Origin of the sequence: uncultured Algimonas sp., from assembly GCF_947498175.1 — a bacterium.
Taxonomy (GTDB): Bacteria; Pseudomonadota; Alphaproteobacteria; order Caulobacterales; family Maricaulaceae; genus Litorimonas.
Window position 1 is genome coordinate 160,446 of the sequence record NZ_CANMJB010000002.1, and the last position, 21,424, is coordinate 181,869.

Sequence of the window (21,424 nt, forward strand, 5' to 3'; positions counted from 1 at the left end):
CCAGGGCAAGACTGCAGGCCGCCGCTTGCCTGCACGGCACGCGCCTGCCAAAGCGCGTTCATGTCAGAGGAAGTGGAAACTGCGGAAACGAAAACCGCGCCGGATCTGGCGGTCGTGCTGCCGGCTTATAACGAATCCGGCAATCTCGGCACGCTCATCGCGGAGATCGACGCGGCGCTCGCGCACGTACCGCACGAAATCGTCGTGACCGACGACGGCTCCACAGACGACACACAGGCCCGGCTGCTGGCGCTCAAGGCCGACTATCCACAACTGCGCGTGCTGTCCCATCGAAGGAATGCCGGGCAGTCGCGCGCCCTCAGGACCGCGATCATGGCGGCCCGCGCACCGGTCATCGCCACGATGGATTCGGATGGCCAGAACGTGCCCGCCGACATTCCCGCCCTGTACGCGCAGCTGAGCCGGTCCGACGCGCCTGATACGCTTGCCATGGTCGGCGGGCGCCGTGCCAAACGCCGCGATACCGTCGCAAAGCGGCTCGGTTCGCGCGTCGGCAACGGCGTGCGCAAACGGCTGCTCCACGACGAGGCGGACGATACGGGTTGCGGATTGAAGGTCTTCCGGCGGCAGGCCTTCCTGGAGCTGCCCTATTTCGATCACATCCACCGATATTTACCGGCATTGATGCTGCGCGAAGGTTACACCTGCGAATATCGCGACGTTGACCACAGGCCGCGCGGCGAAGGCGAAAGCAAATACACAAATTTTGGCCGCCTCAAGGTCAGCCTCGCCGATCTGCGCGGCGTCCGGTGGCTCAATAGCCGCGCACGGCAGTCGGGCGGTTACGACGAATTATAAGCGCGCGCGCCGGACCCTCAGATCCAGAACGGAAAGTTGCGTGAATGAACGTGGAACGGTTGCACTTCGGGCGGACAAGCGTCCAACTCCTACACCTGAAGAAAGGATGCATCGGGACGCTTCACAACGAATGCATCGCTTTACCCGACTTTAACGCGTCTACCCTTATCGTTAGCGCTGGTTAACCACATTTCGCGAGGGCTGCCATGGGCGCTCTGTCCGTTTTCCCGCTCATGATCATCCCGGTGGTCATCTACAACCTTCTGGCCCTAACGGGTCAGGCTTTGACGACCGTGGATCAGATGCGCCTGAGGCTCGATACGGACTTTCTCAGCGTGCCCATGTCCAGCGGCGTCGTCTGGTCGATCACGCCGGGCCATGCGCTGACGGGACTGGCGCTGGTCTGCCTCTTCTTCGAACTGATCAAATCGACCGGCACGGGCCGCGCCGCCGTGATGAACCATGCCTTCTCGCTCGTGCTGTTTGTGCTCTGCCTCGTGCAGTTCCTGCTCATGCCCGCTTTCGCCACCTCGGTCTTTTTCCTGATCGGGACGATGGCGCTGCTGGATGTGCTGGCCGGCTTCATGGTGACCATCGCCTCGGCGCGTCGGGACATCGGCGTCGATGGCGCCTTCGCCGACTGAGCCCGTGGACAGCGCCCCCATCGTTGCGGAGGTAGTGGACCGTAAAGCCCGCTCCCCCTTGCTTGAACCCGCATTGCTGTCCGATGCTTTGGCTCTAGCCGGGGCCTTTGCTTTCGACATGGATGAAGATGGCCGCATGGACTTCGCCGACACGGCGCGGTTGGAGGCGTTCCTCGTCGAACGCCCGGGCGAGGCCGCCACCGGGCAGGCGGACTGGGAAGCCCGGATGCGGCCCGAAGACGTCCGCGCCCGCCGTCGGGCGGTCGCCTCGCTGTCGTTCGACGGGGCGCGCTACCGGCTCGATTATCCGTTGCGCGACGCGATGGGCGAAGTGCACCATGTGCGCGAAATCGCCCAAGCCGTGGCTAGCATCGATCAGCGCGCGACTTTGGTCCGCGGTGTCCTGATCGATCGCACGGACGATGTCCATACAGACGAAGCGGTCATCTGGCGCGCGCGCCACGACCCGTTGACGCGCCTGCCGAACCGCGTCGCCTTGGCCGAAGCCGGAACGCAATTGGCGGAATTGGGCGAACGGATCGGCATCCCGGTTCACCTGCTCCGGCTTCGCCTGCGCAATCTGGACAGGCTTAGTGCGACTTTCGGCGAGGATTTGCGCGATCGGATGCTGCGTCAGGCAGGCGAACGGATGCAAGCGGCCTTGCGCGCGCCGGATCTGGTGGCGCGGCTGGACGGGGCGGATTTCGCCGCCGCGACCTTGAATTCCGATCCCGATACGCTGGGCTTGCGCCTGCGCGCGGCCGTGACGGCAGAACCCTACATGACGCCGTTCGGGCCATTGTCGCTGGAACTGGATGTTGCGCGCGCGCCGTTGGAGACGGTCGCACATGCACTGGACGCAACGCGACAAGACCTTTCGGGGGACGAAGCGGACACTCATCCCGAAGAAACCTTGCCGAGTGTGGACGAAGCGCTGGCCGAAGACAGGCTGAGCGTCGCGTTCCAGCCCATCGTCCATGCGGACGGCCATGCATTGCACCATTATGAAATGCTGTTGCGTCTGCGCGGCCTGGATGGTCGGCCCGTCAGCGCGTTTCCCTTCATCGTCGCGGCCGAGGATGCAGGCGAGGTCCACCGGCTCGACACCCACGTGCTGAGCCTCGCGGCAGGTCTGCTGGATGAGGACCCGGACCTGCGTCTGGCGGTCAACGTCTCGGCCGGAACGGTCGGCGATCCGGGCCACAGCGACGCCTATGTCGCGGCGATTCAGACCATGGGCGCGGCGGCCCAGCGGCTGACGCTGGAATTGACCGAGACGCTTGCCGTGGACGATCCAGCGAAGGCGGCGCATTTTTCCGCCGAAGTGCGCGCGCTGGGATGCCGCTTCGCGGTGGATGACTTCGCGTCCGGACATACGAGCTTCCGCAATCTTCTGGCGGTCGAAGCCGATTGCATCAAGATCGATGGCTCGCTGGTGCGCGGCGTGGCGCTAGACGCCCATAAGCAGGCCTTTATTCGCATGATGGTCGATCTGGCCGCGACCTTCTCCGTCGAAACCGTGGCCGAGATGGTCGAGGACCGCGCCGACGCGCTGGTTCTGACGCGTCTCGGCGTGACCTATCTGCAAGGCTACCATTTCGGCCGCCCTGGTCCTGTTCCGGTCTGGGAGGGACCTGTCGGATAGGCTGGGCGGCGCAATAGCCATGACGTGTTGACGCGTCCGTGCTAGCGCCCGCCTCATGCGAGAAACCGCCGACCAGCTGGAGAGTTTCTACGCCGCCCCGCTGGGACGCATGGCGTGCGACATGGCGATGCGGCGCCTGCATACGCTGTGGCCCGATCTGGCGGGCAACAATGCGATGGGGTTCGGTTATGCCGCGCCCTATCTCGATGCGTACCGCAAGAGCGCCAACCGCATCGTGCTGGTCAACCCGGCCGGGCAGGGGGCGATCGCGCATCGGTCCTCTCGCGGCGTGATGGGCTGCGTGGCCGACGAGACGCAGCTGCCCTTCTCCGACGCGACGTTCGACCGGGTGCTGTGCGTCCACGCGGTCGAAGAAGCCGACGATCTGCCGGGTCTGTTGCGCGAACTCTGGCGCGTGACCCAACCCGAAGGGCGCATCGTTGTCATTGCGGCCGGGCGGTCGGGACTTTGGTCGCGCATGGACCATCTGCCTTTCGGGGCGGGGCGGCCCTTTTCGCGCGGACAGCTGCGGGCGCGGTTGCTCAAGGCCGGTTTCACGCCCACGGTCGGGGCCGGGGCGCTTTACGGGCCGCCGGTCGCGCGCCTGTCGGGGCCGAAAATCTCTTATGGGTTCGAGCGCTTCGGAGAAACGGTCTGGCCGGGCTTCGCCGGCTTGGTGATGGTCGAAGCGATCCGGCGTCTCTATGTCGAACCCGACCGGCTGGAAACCGCCAAGGTGCGCGCGCCCCTGTTCGGCGCGGCGACGCGGCCGACTGTCGAGAAAAAGGCGAAGGCGGAAAGAGTGGAATGAACGGCAATTCCGATCTGGAGCGTGTAAGGCGGGATATCGACCGGGTGGACCGGGCGATGCTGGACCTGATCGCCGAACGGCTGGCCCTGTCTGCGGATGTGCGCCGCGCCAAGGCTGGATCGAGGCTTTGGCGCCCTGCGCGCGAAGACGGCCATGTCGCCGATCTGGCCCGTATGGCACAAGACACAGGCACGCCGCCCGCGCTTATCTCGCGCATCTGGGCGGAATTGATGAGCGCCTCGATCTCTGTACAGGGTTCGACCCGGATTCATGTCGCTCTGGAGGGCGACGGCCGCGCCAACCTGTCGCTGATCCGCGACCGTTTCGGCGGCAGCTTGCCTCTGCTATCCTACCCGACCAGTTCCAATGCGCTCGCCGCCGCCTACGGCGAAGACGAAGGGATTGCCGTGCTGCCGGCGCCTGGCGGCATGACGCGCTGGTGGACGGCACTCGCCCCGGGCGGGGCCATGCCGGAGATGAAGATCGTCGCGCCGCTGCCGCGTGTCGACGCGGATGACTGGCCTCAGGCTGTTGCGGTCGCCGCCATCGGTCTCGACATGCCGGTTGCCAAGGGCGGGCGTATCCTGTGTGCGGTGCGGGGCGACATGACCGGGACCCTGCGCGCCGAAAGCGCCGATCTGCGTCTCTACGAAGTCGCGGAGGCGGAAACGGTGGATATGGAAGACGTCATCGGCTACCTGCCGCCGCCTGTTAGCGCATAAGGCACGATCCATGGCGTTCAAAACCATCCTCATCATCGGTTCCGGCCTGATCGGCAGTTCGGTCGCCCGCGCCGCGCGTGCCAAGGCGGGCGTCGAGACCGTCTGGATGGCGGACCGGTCTGCGGTGGTCATTGGAACGGTGGACCGGCTCGGCATTGCCGACGGAACGGTCGAGGGTGCGGCCCACCACTATGCGTCCCAAGCCGATCTGGTCCTGCTCTGCGTGCCGCCTGCCAAGATCGCGGAGGTCGCTGCGGATGTGCTGCCCGTCATGAAGGCGGGTGCAGTCCTGTCGGATGTCGGGTCGATCAAGGCCTCTGTCATCGAGGCGGTGCGGCCATACTTACGCGACGACGTCTCCGTCATTCCCGGTCATCCCATCGCAGGAACCGAGTTCTCCGGACCCGAAGCCGGATTCGCCGAGCTGTTCGAAAACCGGTGGTGCGTACTGACGCCCATCGACGCGGACGATCCGGCCTTGCCTGCGCTGACTGCCTTCTGGGAAGCGCTGGGATCGCGCGTGGCCGTCATGGACGCCGCGCGGCACGACACGGTGTTGGCCACGACCAGCCATGTCCCGCACCTGATCGCCTATACGCTGGTCGGGACCGCCGTGGACATGGAACAGGTGACGGGCGACGAGGTGGTGAAGTTCTCCGCCGGAGGTTTTCGCGACTTCACCCGCATCGCGGCTAGCGACCCCGTCATGTGGCGCGACGTTTTCCTGAGCAACCGCGACGCGACGCTGGAGGTCGTGGACCGCTTTATCGAGGATCTGACGGCATTGAAGCGTGCCATCCGCTGGTCGGATGGCGAGACGCTGCTCGATCATTTCGCCAAGACGCGCGACATTCGTCGCCGCATCGTGGAGAGCGGTCAAGACGAACCGAATTTCGGACGCGACGATTAATCAGCCGCGGCCTTTGTCGGCGTTGCCAACCCTTCTTCCGGCAGGACCGGTTCGCGCGCCGCCTCGCTCTCGGACCGGCCGCGTGCGAGGGCGAGCAGGTATTTGCCATATTCGCCCAGCACGCGCTCAAACCTGTCGCGGTCTTTCCACCAAGGCGTGTGAGCCTCGCTGCGCACTGGGACGGGGGTGATGCGCAGGGCCGCCATCTCGCTGCCGATTTCGACCTGGGCACGCGGCATATGATAGGACGAGGTCACGAGGATGACATGGCGGTAGCCCAGCGCCTCGGCCCAGTCGGCGGTTTCGCGCGCATTGCCGCGAGTATCCAGCGCGGCATAGTCCACATCCATGCAGCAACCGGCTTTGCGGGCCGAAAGCCCGACTAGATCCGCGACATCATCCTCCGACAGGCTCGTGTTGACGCCGGAGACGAGCAGGCGTTCGCCCAGTCCGCGTTCGAGCAGATCCCCGGCCTTTTCAAGTCGTCCGCCGCCGGGCCCGGTCCAGACCACGATGCCGTCGGCTTCCAGCGGATCGGCTGGTGCGTCGAGACCGTCCACATGGCTGGCGAAGGCGATGAAGCCGCCGACGAAAGCGCCGATCAGGAGCAGCAGGAGGAAACCGAACAGCCGTCGCCGCCCGCTGGCACGCTTGCGCGCCCGGCTGAAGCGCAAGGCCATCAGGCGCGGCGCCTTTCATAAGCGAGCTGGCGCATTGCCGCCCATCCGGCCGACAGAGCGCAGATCAGGCCGAACAGGGCGCACAGCCCGACCAGGACGGCTGCGTCCAACGCTCCGTCGCCAAGTCCGGCCCACCCGACCGTGCCGCGAGCCGGGCCGAACGACACGACGGCCCAGAGCATCACGGCAAGCGCGGCGCCGACCGCTCCCCCCAGCAATCCTCGCTGCGCAGCTTGGCCGACGAACAGTTTGGCGATGAAACCGTCGGTCGCTCCGGCTTGCACCAGAACATGGATGATGTCGCGTTGGGCGGACAGACCGGCACGCGTGGCGAACATACTGACAGCGGTGGCGGCCACGCCGATCATGACAAGCAGGCCTAGCCCCAGCAGGACGAGACGCTCGACTGTCCGTTCGAGCTGGCCGGAGAAGCGCGAATGGTCGTCCATGACCGTCGTCAGCCCGGCTTCGCCGAACCGGCGTTCCAGCGTTTCCCGGGGCAGAGCGACCGGCGAATCGACCCGGATCACGCCGGGTATGGGCAGATCGGGCGGCAAGTCGCCGTCGCCGAGCCACGGTTGGATCAGCGCGCCGGACTGCGCCCGCGATAGGGACGTCAGCGCTGCTTCGGGCAGAGTGTCGCGCAATATGTCGCGCGCGGTGCTCATCTGTGCCTCGCGCGCACCCTCGTCGCTCAGCAGGATCTGGACGGTCGAGCTTTGCGACAGCTGTGCGCTCCAGCGATCCGAGAGCCGGTCGGCCCCGCGTGAGAACAGAAGGGCCAGCGCGGCCAGGAAAGCCATGACGATTAGAACGGTCAACAAGGCGCGACCCTGTTCCGGGCGGGCCGGCAGAAGGGTCTGCGGCGCAGGCGGCGTCGTTCTGACGGGAATGTCGGTCATGCCGCGCGCAAGGGACCGAGCCCCTCTCCCAACTTGCCGTCGGCCAGATGGACCGTGCGGGCGCTGACCTCGTCGATCAGGCCGAGATCATGCGTCGCGATCAGCACGGTCGCCCCCATCCGGTTCATTTCAGCGAACAGGCGCAACAGGCGCGCGCCGATGGCTGGATCGACATTGCCGGTCGGTTCGTCCGCGATCAGCAAGTCCGGTTTGGCGATGATGGCGCGGGCGATGGCGCAGCGCTGTTTCTCCCCGCCTGAGAGGGTCGGCGGCAGCGCGTCGACGCGGTGGCCGAGCCCGACCCAGCTCAGCAATTCGTTCACATCGGTCAGATAATCCGCCCGCGCCCGTCCGGCGACGCGCAGTGGCAACGCGACATTTTCCCAGACCGACAGATGGTCGATCAGACGAAAATCCTGCAGCACGACACCGATGCGCCGCCGCAGAACCTGCAACTGTGACGGTTTGAGCGTGGAGACGTCTTGCCCGAACAGATTGATCAGCCCGCGCGACGGCTTGAGCGACAGGTAACAGAGTTTCAGCAGGCTGGATTTGCCCGCACCCGATGCGCCGGTCAGGAAGGTGAAACTGCCCGGAGCAAGGCGCAAGTCGACGCCGGACAGCACTTCGGGCCCGCGCCCGTAGCGAAGGCCGATCCGCTGCAGGTCGATCGTCGGCGCGGTCTCGGGCATCACGCGGAGCGGCCTCTGAATTTCTGTAATGTTTGTAAGGTCTGACTGATCATGATCCGGCAATAAGGCTGGCTCGTTCGCTGGACAATCCCGGCGCTCTGGTCAAGAACATCCGCATGGTTGGGATGCAGCGATTTGCCGTCGGGACGGAAGGCGCGTGCCTGTGAGCGGCGCGATCATAACTTGTCCGGAGTGCGGAACGCGTTACAGCGTGACACCGCAAAGCCTGGGTCCGGCCGGGCGGATGGTGCGCTGCGCCCGCTGCAAGACGAGCTGGTTCGCCGTTGCGGAACCGGCCGAGACCCTGATGTATGATCCGGACGCTCTCTTCCATGCCGACAATCTGCGCGATGCGGGCGTGTTGGACGCGCGGACGGACGATGCGGTCGAACCTGTTCCCGAAGCTGACGCGCCCGTGATGCGGCCCACGGCGCGAATCGGTGCGGATGCGATGATGCGCGATCACGTCGATGCCGCGCGGTTAGCGCGCCGCCGCCGCACGATCCAGCTCATCTGGGCCGTGCCGGTCCTGCTGGTCGTCATCGGTGCGGTCATCGCGGTGCTGAACCGGCAGGATATTGTGAACCGGCTTCCGCAAATGGCGTCGGTCTACAAGCTGGCCGGAATCGATGTGCGTGTCGGCGGGCTCGATATCGATCCGCCCGAGGCGCGCACCATCCTGGTGGATGGAGTGCCGATGATTCGGGTAGACAGCGTCGTGCGCAACCTGACACGCGAGACCAAGATCGTGCCCCTGATCGAGCTGACCCTGCACGATGCGAACGGGCAGGGACTTCTGCAATGGTATGTGGAAACGCGGCCCGACCGGATCGAGGGGCAAGGAAGGCTGGCTTTCACAACGGAGATCGCCGATCCGCCTGAGGGCGCCGTCGGCCTGCGCTACCGATTCTTCGAAGACGACAAGTTCGCGCAAGGCTGACCGGTCAGCGGATGATGGCCAGGCCGACGCCCTGCCGCCCGGCGGACAGGCGGCGCAATAGTTCCCCGCTTTCGAAATCCACTTCCGCAACGGTATCCGTGCCGGTTTCCGCAATGTATAATCGCCGGCCATCGTCGGAAAACAGGATCGTGACCTGCGCGCTTTCCGGCCCGTCGCCGACGGCAATGGTGCGGACCGGTTCGCGCGTCTTGACATCGATCACCGACAGGCTGGCGTCCTCTAGACTGGAGGTCACGGCGTAGCGGCCGTCGGGCGATATCTGCAGGCGCAGGGAAACTGTCTGACGGCGAGGTCGGCCAGCCGCTCCAGCGTATCGGCGTCTTAGACGATCACTGTGTCCGCTTCGCGGTTGCTGATCCACAATTCCCGCCCGTCGGGCGTCAGATCGATCCCTTCCGGGCCCGCACCGGTCCGGGCCGCATTAATGAGCCGGTCTGCCTCCAGATCGATGGTCTCGACGATGCGTTGGCTATCCAGGTCGAAAATGTTGATATGGTGGTCACCGTAATTGACGACCGCCGCTTGCGTGCCGTCTGGCGACGGCGCGATCTCGTGCGGCGAACGATGGCTGGTCGGCACGCGGGCCAATTCCTCGCCGCTGTCCAGATCGATGAAACTGACGGTGTCCTCGCTCTTGTTGCCGACCAGCAGGATCGGGGCATCCCCGTTTGCAAATGGGTCGGAGCTGCAAGCCGAGCGTAGAAACAGGCCAAGCAGACCCAAGCCAGGCAGAATTGGTCGTTTCACAACCCCGCTTTTTTCCGCGGGCGCCGCTTCGCTTTCGGGCGCCGGGGTACGCCTTCGCGGGCGAGCGCATCGGCGCGTTCGTTGCCGGCATCCCCCGCATGGCCTTTAACCCAGCGCCAGTCGATCTCGCGCGTCTGTGCAAGCGTGTCGAGTTCGCGCCAGAGATCTTCATTCTTGACCGGTTTCTTGGCGGCCGTCTTCCAGCCGCGGCGCTTCCAGCCCGGCAACCATTCCTGTAGTCCCTTCAGCACGTAGGTCGAGTCCGAGAACAGGACGGTCTTGCCGCAGAAACCGGGTTTGATCGCTTTGAGCGCTTCGATCACGGCCTGCATTTCCATGCGGTTGTTGGTCGTCGCCGGGTTTCCGCCCTTGAGTTCCTTCTGGCGCTTGCCGTGGAACATGACCACGCCCCAGCCGCCGGGACCGGGATTGCCGGAGCAAGCCCCGTCCGTATAGATCACGAGCGCGTCCTCGAGGTCGCCCGCCGCGGACCCGTTGGCGCTCATTCCGCCGCTTCCGGCGCGGCTTTCTCGGGCAGGAGCTGGCGCGGCAGACGGAAGACGACCCTTTCTTCCGTAACGCGGATTTCGCGGATTTCGATCTCGTAGCGCGACCGCAATGCGGCGAGCACGCCGTCCACCAGATATTCGGGCGCGGACGCCCCGGCCGACAGGCCGATCGTGTCGGCGCGGTCCACTGCCGCCCAGTCGATCGATGCGGCGGAACTGATCAGATAGGCTTCGTCGGCGCCGACCTTTTCGCCCACTTCGACCAATCGTTTGGAATTGGACGAGGTCACGGACCCGATCACGAGCATCAGATCGCATTCCGCCGCGATGGCCTTGACCGCCGCCTGGCGGTTGGTCGTCGCGTAGCAGATGTCTTCCTTGTAGGGCAGGGCCAGGTTGGGAAAGCGCGACTGCAGGATGGCGATCAGATCGGCCGTGTCATCGACGGACAGGGTCGTCTGCGTGACGAGGGCCAGATTGTCCGGATCGCGCGGCGCATAGGTGCGCGCATCGTCTTCGGTTTCTATCAGCGTGATTTCGCCGGGCGCAAGCTGTCCCATCGTGCCGACGACTTCCGGATGGCCTTCATGCCCGATCAGCAGGATGTGCTTGCCCGCACCGTGGTGGCGTTCGGCTTCGACATGCACCTTGGAGACGAGCGGACAGGTCGCATCCAGGAAATTCATGTCGCGGGCCGCCGCCGCCTTGGGCACGGACTTCGGAACGCCGTGCGCGGAAAAGACGACCGGACGATCGTCGGGGCATTCGTCCAGCTCCTCGACGAAGATCGCGCCCAGACCTTCCAACCGGGTCACGACATGGCGGTTATGGACGATTTCATGACGGACATAGACCGGCGCGCCGTATTTCTTCAGACTTTCCTCCACGATCTGGATCGCCCGGTCCACGCCGGCGCAAAAGCCGCGCGGGCTGGCCAGCAGAACCGTTTTCGTCTTGCGGGAGGCGGTCATGGGATCCTTGTCTTAAGCTTACGTCACATCCAGCCTATCGGCGTGCGCAATTGTTGCGCGGACACGGCGCGGCGGTTAAGCAGCGCCCTAACAGACGCGCCGCGATCCTGCCAAGGTCTATACTGAGATGGGGTTTCGTCGGTTGCGGCGATCGGCGGCGGCGCTATCCGGCACGCCCAGCATGATGGTTGAACACGCTCGATGAAAAAACTCATTACATTCGCATTGCTCGGCGCGCTTGCCGTGACAGGCTGCCGGTCCACTCAGGAAGCGCTGGAAATCGGCGAGGCGGGCGAGCGCAACGCCGGCCCGTGCCCGCGCGCCTTCGCCCTCTTCGATGCCTCGCGGATCGTGGAAATCCGCGGTGCCGAAGAAAAGTACGACAATGTCGGTTTCACCGGAGAGATCGCCGCCGTGCGTTCTCTTTGCCGGTATGTCGGAGATAATCCCATCACGGGTGATGTGGACATCACCTTCGATTTGGGCCGCGGTCCGGCGGTCGCAGGCCAGTCCGAGGCCGTCTACCAGTACTTCGTCGCCATCACGCGCAAGAATGTCGCCGTGATAGACAAGCAGACCTTCCCGCTGCAGGTCAGCTTCCCCTACGGGCAGGACCGGGTCCGGATCACAAAATCGATCGAGGATTTCTCCATCGCCCGGGCGTCGGATACGACATCCGGCGAAAACTTCGAAATCGTGGTCGGTTTCGAACTGACGCCGTCGCAGCGCGCTTTCAACCGCGAAGGACGCCGCTTCCGCGTGAATGCCGGCCAAGGGTAGCCCCATGCCGCTCCAGGACAGGCTCAGCGACGCCTTCGGCGAGGCTTTTGCCGCGCTCGGTCACGAGTCGGCTCTGGGAGCCGTGGTGGAGAACCTGAAAGGCGATGCGCCGTTTCAATGCAACGGCGCCATGGCTGCTGCGGGGGCGGCGAAGAAACGCGGCGAAAAAGCCAATCCGCGAGAGATTGCAACGGCGGTGGCCGCCCGCTTGTCCGATCACCCTCTGATCAAGGCCATCGACATCGGGGGGCCGGGCTTTCTGAATATCGTGCCGTCCTCCGAAGCGCTGACCGAAACCGCGCAGGCAATTATGGAGGGTCCGGTGAGCGGCCTGAAGGCCGGCGCGGAACTGACCATCGTCATCGATTATGGCGGCGCGAATGTGGCCAAGCCCATGCATGTCGGCCATCTGCGCTCCGCTGTGATCGGCGAGGCGATCAAACGTCTGATGCGCGCGCGGGGCCATACCGTGATCGGCGATGCCCATCTTGGGGACTGGGGTCTACAGATGGGCCACCTGATCAGCGAGCTGGAGAGCGAGCAGCCGGGTCTGGTCTATTTCGATCCCGATTATGACGGGAACTATCCCGATGAACCGCCCGTCACGATGGACGATCTGGGGCGGCTTTATCCGCAGGCGTCCAACGCCGCCAAGTCGGACAAAGCTCGCATGGAGCGCTCCCGCGTCGCCACGGCCGAGCTGCAGGCCGGACGGCGCGGCTACCGCGCCTTGCTGGATCATTTCATTGCCGTCTCCGTCGCTGTGCTGAAGGAAGGCTATGGTGCGCTCGGCGTGGAATTCGACCTATGGAACGGGGAGATGTGCGTCGACCCGCTCATCCCCGGCATGATCGAGGATCTAGATGCACAAGGCCTGACGCGCGAGGATGACGGAGCGCTGATCATCGACGTCGATCCGGACTACGACCAGGATAAGCGCAAAGGCACACCGCCCCTGATGGTCAAGGCGCGCACGGGGGCAGTGCTCTACGCGACGACGGATCTCGCCACACTCATCGACCGCAAACGCGAAATAGACCCGGACCTGCTGCTCTATGTGGTGGACCAGCGCCAGGCGAACCACTTCGAACAGGTCTTCCGCGCCGCGGCCCGTGCGGGCTGGTTCGAGCGCGACCAGATGGAACATCTCGGTTTCGGCACGATGAACGGCAAGGACGGCAAGCCGTTCAAGACGCGCGACGGCGGCGTGCTACGCCTGGAAGACCTGCTGGAGACGATGCGGCAGGCGGCCGAAGCTCGCTTGGCCGAATCCGGCATGGGTGCCGGTTTCGACGATGAAGAACGCGCCGATATCGCCCGTCTTGTCGGGCTGGCGGCGCTGAAATTCGCGGATCTGCAAAATGCGCGCCTGACGAATTACGTTTTCGACCCGGAGCGTTTCACGGCCTTCGAAGGGAAGACCGGACCGTATCTGCTCTATGCGGCGGTGCGGATCAAATCGATCCTGCGCAAGGCGGAAGCGGCGGGCGCGGAATTCGGACCCGTCTCACCCGATCACGAAGACGAAGCCTCCCTGGTCCTGGCGCTGGACGCCTATCCCAAAGCGGTCGCGCTAGCCGCGGAAAAACGTGCCCCGCATATCCTCTGTGATCATGTCTACGGCCTAGCCCAGACCTTTTCGCGCTTCTACACCCATTGCCCGATCCTGGCCGACGATGTTTCGCCGGAGGTAAAAGGGGCTCGCCTGTCGCTGGCGAAGGCGACGCTGGAACAATTGGAGCATGGGCTGGATATTCTGGGAATCGAGGTGCCAGAGCGGATGTGAGGTCTGACTTTGGTCCGGAGAACCAAATCAGACCGAACCGCGCACCCGCGCGGCAAAAGAGTTTATCGATAAGCGATCGTATTTGGACATGCGGACCGGGTCGCTCCACTGGCCGGTCTTCCCTTGACTGGCCGTTCTTCCCATGAATAGCTTTCGTCATGACGGTTCGTGTCTTGACCACCATGTTCTTCGCTGCGTCTCTTATAACAGGGTGTGGCGCGTCGATTGATGTCAAAGATAACGTACTGGCCCACGAAACGCCCGTGATACCCGAACTCGCGGTGAGCCTCTTGCCCGATGGCGAGACCGTCCGGGTAGACTACCGCGCTGCACAGCCTGTCTCACGGATCGATTTCCGCCGTGTCGCCGGTCCCGCGCGATCCGAGGATTGGGAAACACCCGACGGCTTCGCTCTCATTCACGATAGCGATGCAGGGACTGACGTCCTGAGTCGCGTCGACGGCAAACCGTTCTCGGACGTCCGTCTCGTCGTTCCGGCCGTCTACAGAAACCTGCCCAAGGACTACGCGCCTTTCTCACCCTTCAGCGATGCGGGGCTGCTCATCCACAGTGGTCGATTCCAGGCCTGTCCCAATACATGTCCCGAAGACGATACAGGCTGGAGCCAGCATATGAGTCTGATTGTTCCGGACGGCTCCCATGCGATCGTGGACGGCGAAGTCGTCCATGCCGAGGTTGCGAATTGGGTGGACCGGCAAGACGGTCAGATGGTCTATCTCGGCAAGGCGGTTCCTGTGGAAACCGAGCAGGTGATCGGCGTGATCGATCCGGCATTGCCGCCTTCTGTGTCGGTGCCCCTATCCAGACTGCTTCCGCAATTGATCACGGCCTATTCTGCACGGTTCGGCGCGCTGCCTGTCAAACCCCAGCTCTTCGTCTCCATCGAGCCCCCTCCGATGCTGCCGGAGGGCCAAATCTCCTTTTCGGTGCAGGGCGGAACGCTTCCCGATCAGATATTCATGCATCTCATGGGAAATTTCTGGGCGCTTCCCGTCGAGGAGTGGGGAGAGGACCACAAGCGATTCCTGCCTGTATTCTTCGCCCATGAGGCCGCACATCTCTACCAGCGAGTGGACGGAGTGGAGCGCGAGCCCGACGATAGCTGGATCCATGAAGGGGGCGCCGACGCGCTGGCGCTTGTTGTGCTACGCGACCTCGGTGAGCTGTCCGACGCCGGGCTAATGGCCGAGACGGACACCCGACTGAAAAGCTGTGCAGAAGGTCTGGCCGACATGCCATTGCACCGCGCCGTGGAAGAAGGCCGATTCGATCTTCACTATTTCTGCGGTATGGCCGTCATGCTCTCGGCGGTCGCCGAGGGGGCCGACCTGTATGCGGTTTGGAACGCCTATCTATCCAAATTGCAGGACGGCAAGCCTTATGGGGGTGACACGCTGCGATCGGTCTTTGGGGACTTCGGTGCAGAGCAAGCCGAGAAACTCTCTGAGCGGATCAATGCCGATGCCGAGCGTCCCGACTATATAGAACTGCAGCCACTTGTCGACGAATGGTGGAAGCAAGCCGGCAGGCCAAGTCCGGCCCGAGATACCCTGTCCGACAAATAACCGTTTTCCCAGAACTTTCCTGATTCGCGAACCCCCTTCCACATTGCAGCCGATTGACTCCGCCTCTGATCCGTCGCATCTGCCTGCCAATCCCGACCCGTGGGAGAGAGCGCGAGGACCCGTCCCGCGCCGCCGAAGGCGCAAGCGCCGCCGCTAAACGCTCAGGCACCCCGGACCACGGGCCGGTCAAATCGCTGGAAAGAGGCGCGGTTGGTGAAACGCGTCCGCCGACGGAGTAAATCTCTCAGGCCCTCGGAGACAGCAGGTGGCACATTCGCGGGCGCGACCCGCAAGCTGGATGTGCGAATATGACCGATACGCTCAAGACAACCGCGTTGCACGATCTGCATGTCGATCTGGGTGCCAAGATGGTGCCGTTCGCGGGTTACGACATGCCGGTGCAATACCCGATGGGCGTCATGAAGGAGCACCTGCACACGCGCGCGGCCGCCGGACTGTTCGATGTCGGCCATATGGGCCAGTGTTTCATCACGGCGCAGGACGGCACGTGGGAAACGGCAGCGACCGCGCTCGAAGCGCTGGTGCCCGCGTCGATCACGGATATTCAACCGGGGCAACAGCGATACACGCAGCTGCTGGACGACGATGGCGGCATCCTGGACGACCTGATGGTCAGCCGCATCGACATGCCGGGCCACGAACACATGCTCTATCTGGTCGTGAATGCAGGCTGCAAGACGGCCGACTATGCGCATCTGGACACGCATCTGCCGGATGATGTGACCCTGTCGGTCAAGGACGACATGCTCTCCCTCGTCGCGCTGCAAGGGCCGAAAGCGGTGGAGATCGTCAGCGCCATGAACCCGCTGGTCGGGAAGCTGACCTTTATGACCCACGGAGAATTCGAACTGATGCTCGATGACGGGCCGATCTTCGCCCACGTCTCGCGTTCCGGCTATACGGGCGAGGACGGCGTCGAGATCAGCGCCAAGCATGACGACATGAAGCGCCTGGTCGGACAGCTGCTGAGCCATCCGGACGTCAAGCCCATCGGTCTGGGCGCGCGCGACAGCTTGCGCATGGAAGCCGGGCTATGTCTCTATGGCAACGATATCGACACCACGACCAGCCCCATAGAAGCGGGCCTGATCTGGTCGGTGCAGAAGCATCGCCGCACGGGCGAAGGCTATAAGGGCGCGCACCGCGTGGCGGGCGACCTGAAGACGAAGACGCGCCGCCTTGTCGGCCTCAAGCCCGAAGGACGCGCCCCGGCCCGCGCGCATACGGAAATTCAAGATGAAGACGGCAACCGCATCGGCGAAGTCACATCCGGCGGTTTCGGCCCCAGCGTCGGCGGGCCGGTCGCCATGGGTTATGTCGACGTCCCGCACAATAAACCTGGCACGTCCGTCAATCTGATGATCCGCGGCAAGACGAACCCGGCGACGGTCGTCAAACTGCCGTTCGTTCCGAACAACTATTTCAGGGGAGAGTAGAATGCTCAAATTTTCCAAGGACCATGAGTGGATCAAGGTCGAGGGCGACACCGCCACGGTCGGTATTAGCGATTACGCACAAAAACAGCTCGGCGACGTCGTCTTCGTGGAACTGCCGCAGGTCGGCGACGAGGTGGATGCCGGCGGAGAACTGGCCGTGGTCGAGTCCGTCAAGGCGGCGTCCGAAGTCTACGCGCCTGTTTCCGGCGAAGTGACCGCCGTGAACGACACGCTCGAAGGCGCGCCGGAAACGGTCAACGCCTCGGCCACAGGCGAAGGTTGGTTCGTGAAGATGACGGTCGCGGACGCCGCCCAGCTCGATGCGTTGATGGACGAGGCGGCGTACAAGACCTATTGCGACGGGCTCTAGCCTTGTCCGAGGAGCGTTTTTCCGCCGACGGGTCGCACATCGCCCTGGCCATCTGTGCCGGGAGCTTCGTCTGGCTTGTCTTCGACTCGCTCGTCTTCGGTGCTCTGGCGAGCGTCGCCACCTTCCTGCTCCTGATCCGAGACGCCAAGGCGGACGGCGAGGGTGGCGAAGAGTGAGCCTGCGCGCGCACAGGATCGGCTGGGCCGGGGCTTGCGCTGTGGCCTTGCTCGCGCCTCTGGCGATCTCGGCATTCCACGGAAGCTTGGACGGTTTCACCGAAGGGCTTGGCGGGACGGCGGGGTGGCTTCAGGAGGCCGCCGCCTTCGCTCTCGGCACCCTGTTCACCGTCTGGATCGTCATGGCCGTATCCGCTGCCCTCGCGCGTCGCCGCAGACGGATGAGTTGAGACTATGAAACGGCTTGTCCCATTCCGCGACGACGTGCCCGACGCCAAGGGTGGCGGGCTGATCCTCATCGCCTTCTTCGTGATCCTGGGCCTCGTCGTCAGGCTGGACCTGGTGAAGTCCGCCTGGCTCGATATGCTGCTGGGCGGGCTGATCGGGGCGGCGGCGATGCTCCTCGTGCTTTGGCTTGTCAAACGGCTGGGCTGGACCCGCCCGCGCCGCGACGGGGAGTGGCTCTGACATGGCGGACGAGCCGACAAAACCTCAATTTTCGGCGGTCGGTTTCGCGATCGGCCTGCCATTGGGTCTGCCCATCGCGATGGCCCTGGACGATCTGGCCCTGTTTCCGGCTTTCGGGATCCCGTTCGGCCTCATCTTCGCCTATGCGTTGACGCCGGAAAAACCGAAATGACCAGATTCCCGCCTATCTTCTTCGGCCTGCGCCCCGTCGCCCTGCTCCGGGCCGTGTCCATCACTGCGACACGTTGGCCCGTGCTGATCGGCGCGGCTATGTCGAAGGGCAGGTCCGGTGTAATCGCTGCCCTGCGGGGCGGGCCGTGCGGAGCCCCAGGCTCCGAAATGATCGCCGCCGCGCGTGCGGCTCTTCCCTGGAAAGGCTAACCCGATGCGTTATCTTCCCCTCTCTGAGTCCGACCGCACCCAGATGCTGGATGTGATCGGCGTGGCCTCGGTCGACGCCCTGTTCGAGGACGTGCCGAAATCGGCGCGCCTGTCCGATCTCGTCGACCTGCCCCAACACGCCTCCGAACAATCGGTGGAACGCCACATGGCGAAGTTGTCAGCCAAGTCGGTTTCCGCCGGGTCTGTCCCGTTCTTCTGCGGCGCGGGCGCCTATCGCCACCACATTCCGGCGACCGTGGACCATCTGATCCAACGCTCCGAATTCCTCACCGCCTACACGCCCTATCAGCCCGAAGTCAGCCAGGGCACGCTAATGAGCCTATTCGAATTCCAGAGCCAGGTTGCCGCCCTGACCGGCATGGATGTGGCCAACGCGTCCATGTATGACGGCTCCACCGCCTGCGCCGAAGCCGTGGTTATGGCGCACCGCGTCGCGCGCGGGAAGAAGGCCAAGGCCGTCCTCGCGCCCGGTCTGCACCCGCACTACGCGGCCGCGACGCAGACGCTGGCCAGCACGCTGGGCATCGAGATCAACGAACGCGACTGCCGCCCCGGCCGCGACGACAATGTCATCAGCCACCTCGACGGCGACACGGCCTGCGTCGTCGTGCAGTCGCCCAACGTCTTCGGCGAGATCGTGGACCTGCAACCCATCGCCGACGCCGCGCACGAAGCGGGCGCGCTCCTCATCGCCGTGTTCACGGAACCCGTCGCGCTGGCCGCCATCACCCCTCCGGGAGAGCAAGGCGCGGACATCGTGGTCGGCGAAGGACAGGGGTTGGGTGTCGGCCTGAACTTCGGCGGACCTCACGTCGGCCTGTTCGCCTGCACCCAGAAGCTGGTGCGGCAGATGCCGGGCCGCGTCTGCGGCGAAACGGTCGATGCGAACGGCGAACGCGGTTTCGTCCTGACGCTGTCGACGCGCGAGCAGCACATCCGCCGCGAGAAGGCGACGTCGAACATCTGCACGAATAGCGGCCTCTGCGCGCTGGCGTTTACGATACACATGACGCTGCTCGGCGAAGCCGGGATCACGCGGCTGGCCGCGCTGAACCACGAAGCGGCCTGCGATCTGGCGGAGCGGTTGGAAGCCATCGACGGTGTGGAGTTGGTCAATGACACCTTCTTCAACGAATTCACCCTGCGGCTGAACAGGCCTGCAGCGGATGTCGTGGACGCGCTGGCCGACAAGGGCATCCTCGGCGGCGTCCCACTCACGCGGATCCAGCCGGATGGGGACGAGCACCTGCTGCTGGTCTGCGCGACGGAGACGAATGACGAGCATGATTTTGAAGCGTTTGAGATGACGCTTGCTGAGGTGTTAGCGTGATACGGCCCATTCACGCAAAAGACCGTCCGGACTGGAGCAGTCTTTGGGAAGGTTATCAGGCTTTTTATGAGGCGGAGCTGAGCCGCGAGCAAAGTGAATTGACGTGGACCCGCCTATTGGATCCGTCCGTACCGCTTTACGGAACTGTGTATGAGCATGATGGTAAAATTGTTGGGTTTGCGCATGCTCTGGTTCACCTGTCCTCATTCTCCAAAAATGGCCAAGTCTATCTGGAGGATTTGTTCGTTTCGCCTGATTTTCGGGGAAGGTCGATTGGACGCGCGCTTATCAATGCCGTGATCGCCTTTGCTCACGAGCGGAAATTAAGCTGTGTCCATTGGGTCACCGGCAGCGATAACCCGGCCCGCAAACTCTACGACAGTGTCGCCGATCTCCGCGACTATGTTCAATATCGTCACGTCTTGGAGCTTTCCGAATGACCGACCCCGTGAACACGCAACTCCGCTCCGCGCTGAACAACCAAGGCCGACCCACCCGCCCCGTTAAGAACGCCGCCTCTGTCGCGCCCGTCACCGCGTCCGGCTCCTACGCGCTGGACCAGCAGGCGAAGCTGATCTTCGAAATTGGCGATCTGGAGACGACAGGTGTGGACTTGCCGGAACCTAAAGGTGGCAAGAGCCGCCTCGGCACCCACGCGCGCAAGGCCCCCATCGGTCTACCCGGCCTGTCCGAGCCGGAAACCATGCGCCATTATGTGCGGCTGTCTCAGAAGAATTACGCCATCGACCTCGGCGTCTATCCGCTCGGTTCCTGCACGATGAAGCACAATCCGCGCTTGAACGAGAAAGTCGCGCGCATGCCGGGCTTTGCGGACGTGCATCCGCTGCAGCCCGTTTCCACCGTGCAGGGCGCGCTGGAGCTCATGTCCGAGCTGTCCCACTGGCTGATGACGCTGTGCAACATGCCCGCCGTCGCGCTGACGCCGAAAGCCGGAGCCCACGGCGAGCTGTGCGGCATGATGGCGATCCGCGCGCGCCTGCTCGCCGATGGTCAGACGCAGCGCACCCGCGTGCTGGTGCCCGAGTCCGCCCACGGCACCAACCCGGCGACCGCTGTGCAGTGCGGCTTCACCGTGGACCAGATCCCGGCCAGCGGGAACGGCCGCGTCGATCTGGACGCGCTCAAGGCCCGCATCGACAGCAATCCGGACGACGTGGCCGGCATCATGCTGACCAACCCCAACACGTGCGGCCTGTTCGAACGCGACATCATCGAGATCGCGGACGCCATCCACGCGGCAGGCGGCTATTTCTATTGCGACGGGGCGAACTTCAACGCGCTGGTCGGCCGGGTACGCCCGGGCGATCTGGGCGTGGACGCCATGCACATCAACCTGCACAAGACCTTCTCTACCCCGCATGGCGGCGGCGGCCCCGGCTCCGGCCCGACCGTGCTGTCCGAGGCGCTTATGGATTACGCGCCCTTGCCTTACGTCGTGAAGGACGGCGAGAGCTTCACGCTCGTGGAGAATGCCGACGACAAGTCCTTCGGCCGCATGTGCGCCTTCCACGGCCAGATGGGCATGTACACCCGCGCCCTGACCTACATGATGAGCCACGGCGCCGACGGCCTCAAACAGGCGACCGAGGACGCGGTGCTCAATGCCAACTATGTCCAGGCGAGCCTGTCCGACGTCATGACCCCGGCCTTTGGCGGCGTCTGCATGCACGAAGCCCTGTTCGACGACCGCTTCCTCAAGGACACGGGCGTGGAGACAATCGACTTCGCGAAAGCCATGATCGACGAAGGCTACCACCCTATGACCATGTACTTCCCCCTCGTCGTCCACGGCGCTATGCTGATCGAGCCGACCGAGAGCGAGAGCAAGCAGGAGCTGGACCGCTTCATCGGGAGCGTGCGGCATCTGGCGGAGCGCGCCCAAGAAGCGAGAGAGACGGGCGACACGGATATGTTCAAACAGGCGCCAGTCTATGCGCCAATGCGTCGGCTGGACGAAACGCAGGCAGCACGGAAGCCGGTTTTGCGATGGATAAAGACAAACGAAGATCTTAAGTTGATTAGCTTTTGATCTTCT

The 21,424-nt window shown here is 64.1% G+C and carries 26 protein-coding genes and 1 riboswitch; of the genes, 19 read left to right on the forward strand and 7 right to left on the reverse strand.

The features are described from left to right. Positions 1–60 precede the first annotated feature (60 nt). From Q0718_RS03220 to Q0718_RS03245, 6 genes are all read left to right on the forward strand, one after another. On the forward strand, positions 61–819 hold the full coding sequence (locus Q0718_RS03220; RefSeq protein WP_298913360.1) for a glycosyltransferase family 2 protein: 759 nt from the start codon (positions 61–63) through the stop codon (positions 817–819). Positions 820–1,025: 206 nt separating this feature from the next. Beyond that, positions 1,026–1,463 (forward strand): hypothetical protein, encoded by a 438-nt coding sequence (locus tag Q0718_RS03225; protein WP_298913363.1) that lies wholly within the window; start codon positions 1,026–1,028, stop codon positions 1,461–1,463. 58 nt (positions 1,464–1,521) lie between these two features. Next, positions 1,522–3,108 (forward strand): EAL domain-containing protein, encoded by a 1,587-nt coding sequence (locus Q0718_RS03230; protein ID WP_298913366.1) that lies wholly within the window; start codon positions 1,522–1,524, stop codon positions 3,106–3,108. Positions 3,109–3,163: 55 nt separating this feature from the next. After that, entirely contained in the window at positions 3,164–3,919 is a 756-nt protein-coding gene (locus Q0718_RS03235; RefSeq protein WP_298913369.1) for a class I SAM-dependent methyltransferase, read from the forward strand. After that, positions 3,916–4,641 (forward strand): chorismate mutase, encoded by a 726-nt coding sequence (locus tag Q0718_RS03240; RefSeq protein WP_298913372.1) that lies wholly within the window; start codon positions 3,916–3,918, stop codon positions 4,639–4,641. Before Q0718_RS03235 ends, Q0718_RS03240 begins: the two co-directional genes overlap by 4 nt. A gap of 10 nt (positions 4,642–4,651) precedes the next feature. Continuing rightward, positions 4,652–5,551, forward strand: a complete 900-nt coding sequence (locus tag Q0718_RS03245; RefSeq protein ID WP_298913375.1) for a prephenate/arogenate dehydrogenase family protein — start codon at positions 4,652–4,654, stop codon at positions 5,549–5,551. Here Q0718_RS03245 and Q0718_RS03250 read toward each other — a convergent pair. Genes Q0718_RS03250 through ftsE form a run of 3 tightly spaced genes read right to left on the reverse strand, consistent with a single transcriptional unit; the run spans position 5,548 to position 7,825 of the window. Next, entirely contained in the window at positions 5,548–6,231 is a 684-nt protein-coding gene (locus Q0718_RS03250; RefSeq protein WP_298913378.1) for a YdcF family protein, read from the reverse strand. The two genes, Q0718_RS03245 and Q0718_RS03250, sit on opposite strands and share 4 nt — an antisense overlap. Further along, positions 6,231–7,133, reverse strand: coding sequence for a hypothetical protein (locus Q0718_RS03255; RefSeq protein ID WP_298913380.1), 903 nt, complete (start codon positions 7,131–7,133; stop codon positions 6,231–6,233). Before Q0718_RS03255 ends, Q0718_RS03250 begins: the two co-directional genes overlap by 1 nt. Continuing rightward, positions 7,130–7,825: a cell division ATP-binding protein FtsE gene (gene ftsE, locus Q0718_RS03260; RefSeq protein ID WP_298914276.1), complete on the reverse strand. Its 696-nt coding sequence runs from the start codon at positions 7,823–7,825 to the stop codon at positions 7,130–7,132. The genes Q0718_RS03255 and ftsE overlap by 4 nt, the downstream gene beginning before the upstream one ends. A 163-nt stretch (positions 7,826–7,988) precedes the next feature. On the opposite strand from ftsE, the gene Q0718_RS03265 reads away from it, so the two are divergent. Next, the gene (locus tag Q0718_RS03265) at positions 7,989–8,765 is read left to right on the forward strand and encodes an MJ0042-type zinc finger domain-containing protein (RefSeq protein ID WP_298913383.1); all 777 of its coding nucleotides are present in this window, start codon (positions 7,989–7,991) and stop codon (positions 8,763–8,765) included. 4 nt (positions 8,766–8,769) lie between these two features. Here Q0718_RS03265 and Q0718_RS03270 read toward each other — a convergent pair whose 3' ends face one another. From Q0718_RS03270 to ispH, 4 genes are all read right to left on the reverse strand, one after another. Beyond that, positions 8,770–9,021, reverse strand: coding sequence for a hypothetical protein (locus Q0718_RS03270; protein ID WP_298913386.1), 252 nt, complete (start codon positions 9,019–9,021; stop codon positions 8,770–8,772). 86 nt (positions 9,022–9,107) lie between these two features. Then, entirely contained in the window at positions 9,108–9,533 is a 426-nt protein-coding gene (locus tag Q0718_RS03275; protein ID WP_298913389.1) for a hypothetical protein, read from the reverse strand. Beyond that, positions 9,530–10,039 (reverse strand): ribonuclease HI, encoded by a 510-nt coding sequence (rnhA, locus tag Q0718_RS03280; protein WP_298913392.1) that lies wholly within the window; start codon positions 10,037–10,039, stop codon positions 9,530–9,532. Before rnhA ends, Q0718_RS03275 begins: the two co-directional genes overlap by 4 nt. Further along, on the reverse strand, positions 10,036–11,013 hold the full coding sequence (gene ispH / locus Q0718_RS03285) for a 4-hydroxy-3-methylbut-2-enyl diphosphate reductase (RefSeq protein ID WP_298913395.1): 978 nt from the start codon (positions 11,011–11,013) through the stop codon (positions 10,036–10,038). The genes rnhA and ispH overlap by 4 nt, the downstream gene beginning before the upstream one ends. 201 nt (positions 11,014–11,214) lie before the next feature. Between ispH and Q0718_RS03290 the strand changes: the two genes are divergently transcribed. From Q0718_RS03290 to gcvPB, 12 genes are all read left to right on the forward strand, one after another. Next, positions 11,215–11,793, forward strand: coding sequence for a hypothetical protein (locus tag Q0718_RS03290; protein ID WP_298913398.1), 579 nt, complete (start codon positions 11,215–11,217; stop codon positions 11,791–11,793). 4 nt (positions 11,794–11,797) lie between these two features. After that, positions 11,798–13,579 (forward strand): arginine--tRNA ligase, encoded by a 1,782-nt coding sequence (argS, locus tag Q0718_RS03295; protein ID WP_298913401.1) that lies wholly within the window; start codon positions 11,798–11,800, stop codon positions 13,577–13,579. Positions 13,580–13,737: 158 nt separating this feature from the next. Beyond that, entirely contained in the window at positions 13,738–15,165 is a 1,428-nt protein-coding gene (locus Q0718_RS03300; protein ID WP_298913404.1) for a hypothetical protein, read from the forward strand. Between the two features lie 90 nt (positions 15,166–15,255). Next, a riboswitch (glycine riboswitch) is annotated at positions 15,256–15,353 on the forward strand. Positions 15,354–15,473: 120 nt separating this feature from the next. Next, positions 15,474–16,622, forward strand: coding sequence for a glycine cleavage system aminomethyltransferase GcvT (gene gcvT, locus Q0718_RS03305; RefSeq protein WP_298913406.1), 1,149 nt, complete (start codon positions 15,474–15,476; stop codon positions 16,620–16,622). A 1-nt stretch (position 16,623) separates the two neighbouring features. After that, positions 16,624–16,992, forward strand: coding sequence for a glycine cleavage system protein GcvH (gene gcvH, locus Q0718_RS03310; protein WP_298913409.1), 369 nt, complete (start codon positions 16,624–16,626; stop codon positions 16,990–16,992). 2 nt (positions 16,993–16,994) lie between these two features. Continuing rightward, positions 16,995–17,168 carry a hypothetical protein gene (locus tag Q0718_RS03315; protein ID WP_298913410.1) on the forward strand — a complete coding sequence of 58 codons (174 nt, stop codon included), beginning with the start codon at positions 16,995–16,997 and terminating at the stop codon, positions 17,166–17,168. Then, on the forward strand, positions 17,165–17,398 hold the full coding sequence (locus Q0718_RS03320) for a hypothetical protein (protein ID WP_298913411.1): 234 nt from the start codon (positions 17,165–17,167) through the stop codon (positions 17,396–17,398). Before Q0718_RS03315 ends, Q0718_RS03320 begins: the two co-directional genes overlap by 4 nt. A 4-nt stretch (positions 17,399–17,402) precedes the next feature. Further along, complete coding sequence (locus tag Q0718_RS03325; RefSeq protein ID WP_298913412.1) at positions 17,403–17,636, forward strand: hypothetical protein; 234 nt, start codon at positions 17,403–17,405, stop codon at positions 17,634–17,636. Position 17,637: 1 nt separating this feature from the next. Further along, the gene (locus Q0718_RS03330; protein ID WP_298913414.1) at positions 17,638–17,808 is read left to right on the forward strand and encodes a hypothetical protein; all 171 of its coding nucleotides are present in this window, start codon (positions 17,638–17,640) and stop codon (positions 17,806–17,808) included. A gap of 213 nt (positions 17,809–18,021) precedes the next feature. Then, a complete protein-coding gene (gene gcvPA, locus Q0718_RS03335; RefSeq protein WP_298913416.1) occupies positions 18,022–19,368 on the forward strand; it encodes an aminomethyl-transferring glycine dehydrogenase subunit GcvPA in 1,347 nt (448 codons plus the stop codon). Further along, complete coding sequence (locus Q0718_RS03340; RefSeq protein ID WP_298913418.1) at positions 19,365–19,808, forward strand: GNAT family N-acetyltransferase; 444 nt, start codon at positions 19,365–19,367, stop codon at positions 19,806–19,808. The genes gcvPA and Q0718_RS03340 overlap by 4 nt, the downstream gene beginning before the upstream one ends. Further along, positions 19,805–21,418: an aminomethyl-transferring glycine dehydrogenase subunit GcvPB gene (gene gcvPB / locus Q0718_RS03345; protein WP_298913420.1), complete on the forward strand. Its 1,614-nt coding sequence runs from the start codon at positions 19,805–19,807 to the stop codon at positions 21,416–21,418. The genes Q0718_RS03340 and gcvPB overlap by 4 nt, the downstream gene beginning before the upstream one ends. Positions 21,419–21,424: the final 6 nt, after the last annotated feature.

Excerpts from the sequence above, each read along its gene's own strand:
- Q0718_RS03220 (WP_298913360.1), top strand. The coding sequence starts at position 61 with ATGTCAGAGGAAGTGGAAACTGCGGAAACGAAAACCGCGCCGGATCTG.
- Q0718_RS03225 (WP_298913363.1), top strand. The coding sequence starts at position 1,026 with ATGGGCGCTCTGTCCGTTTTCCCGCTCATGATCATCCCGGTGGTCATC.
- Q0718_RS03235 (WP_298913369.1), top strand. The coding sequence starts at position 3,164 with ATGCGAGAAACCGCCGACCAGCTGGAGAGTTTCTACGCCGCCCCGCTG.
- Q0718_RS03240 (WP_298913372.1), top strand. The coding sequence starts at position 3,916 with ATGAACGGCAATTCCGATCTGGAGCGTGTAAGGCGGGATATCGACCGG.
- Q0718_RS03245 (WP_298913375.1), top strand. The coding sequence starts at position 4,652 with ATGGCGTTCAAAACCATCCTCATCATCGGTTCCGGCCTGATCGGCAGT.
- Q0718_RS03250 (WP_298913378.1), bottom strand. The coding sequence starts at position 6,231 with ATGGCCTTGCGCTTCAGCCGGGCGCGCAAGCGTGCCAGCGGGCGGCGA.
- Q0718_RS03255 (WP_298913380.1), bottom strand. The coding sequence starts at position 7,133 with ATGACCGACATTCCCGTCAGAACGACGCCGCCTGCGCCGCAGACCCTT.
- ftsE (WP_298914276.1), bottom strand. The coding sequence starts at position 7,825 with ATGCCCGAGACCGCGCCGACGATCGACCTGCAGCGGATCGGCCTTCGC.
- rnhA (WP_298913392.1), bottom strand. The coding sequence starts at position 10,039 with ATGAGCGCCAACGGGTCCGCGGCGGGCGACCTCGAGGACGCGCTCGTG.
- ispH (WP_298913395.1), bottom strand. The coding sequence starts at position 11,013 with ATGACCGCCTCCCGCAAGACGAAAACGGTTCTGCTGGCCAGCCCGCGC.
- Q0718_RS03290 (WP_298913398.1), top strand. The coding sequence starts at position 11,215 with ATGAAAAAACTCATTACATTCGCATTGCTCGGCGCGCTTGCCGTGACA.
- argS (WP_298913401.1), top strand. The coding sequence starts at position 11,798 with ATGCCGCTCCAGGACAGGCTCAGCGACGCCTTCGGCGAGGCTTTTGCC.
- Q0718_RS03300 (WP_298913404.1), top strand. The coding sequence starts at position 13,738 with ATGACGGTTCGTGTCTTGACCACCATGTTCTTCGCTGCGTCTCTTATA.
- gcvT (WP_298913406.1), top strand. The coding sequence starts at position 15,474 with ATGACCGATACGCTCAAGACAACCGCGTTGCACGATCTGCATGTCGAT.
- gcvH (WP_298913409.1), top strand. The coding sequence starts at position 16,624 with ATGCTCAAATTTTCCAAGGACCATGAGTGGATCAAGGTCGAGGGCGAC.
- Q0718_RS03325 (WP_298913412.1), top strand. The coding sequence starts at position 17,403 with ATGAAACGGCTTGTCCCATTCCGCGACGACGTGCCCGACGCCAAGGGT.
- Q0718_RS03330 (WP_298913414.1), top strand. The coding sequence starts at position 17,638 with ATGGCGGACGAGCCGACAAAACCTCAATTTTCGGCGGTCGGTTTCGCG.
- gcvPA (WP_298913416.1), top strand. The coding sequence starts at position 18,022 with ATGCGTTATCTTCCCCTCTCTGAGTCCGACCGCACCCAGATGCTGGAT.
- gcvPB (WP_298913420.1), top strand. The coding sequence starts at position 19,805 with ATGACCGACCCCGTGAACACGCAACTCCGCTCCGCGCTGAACAACCAA.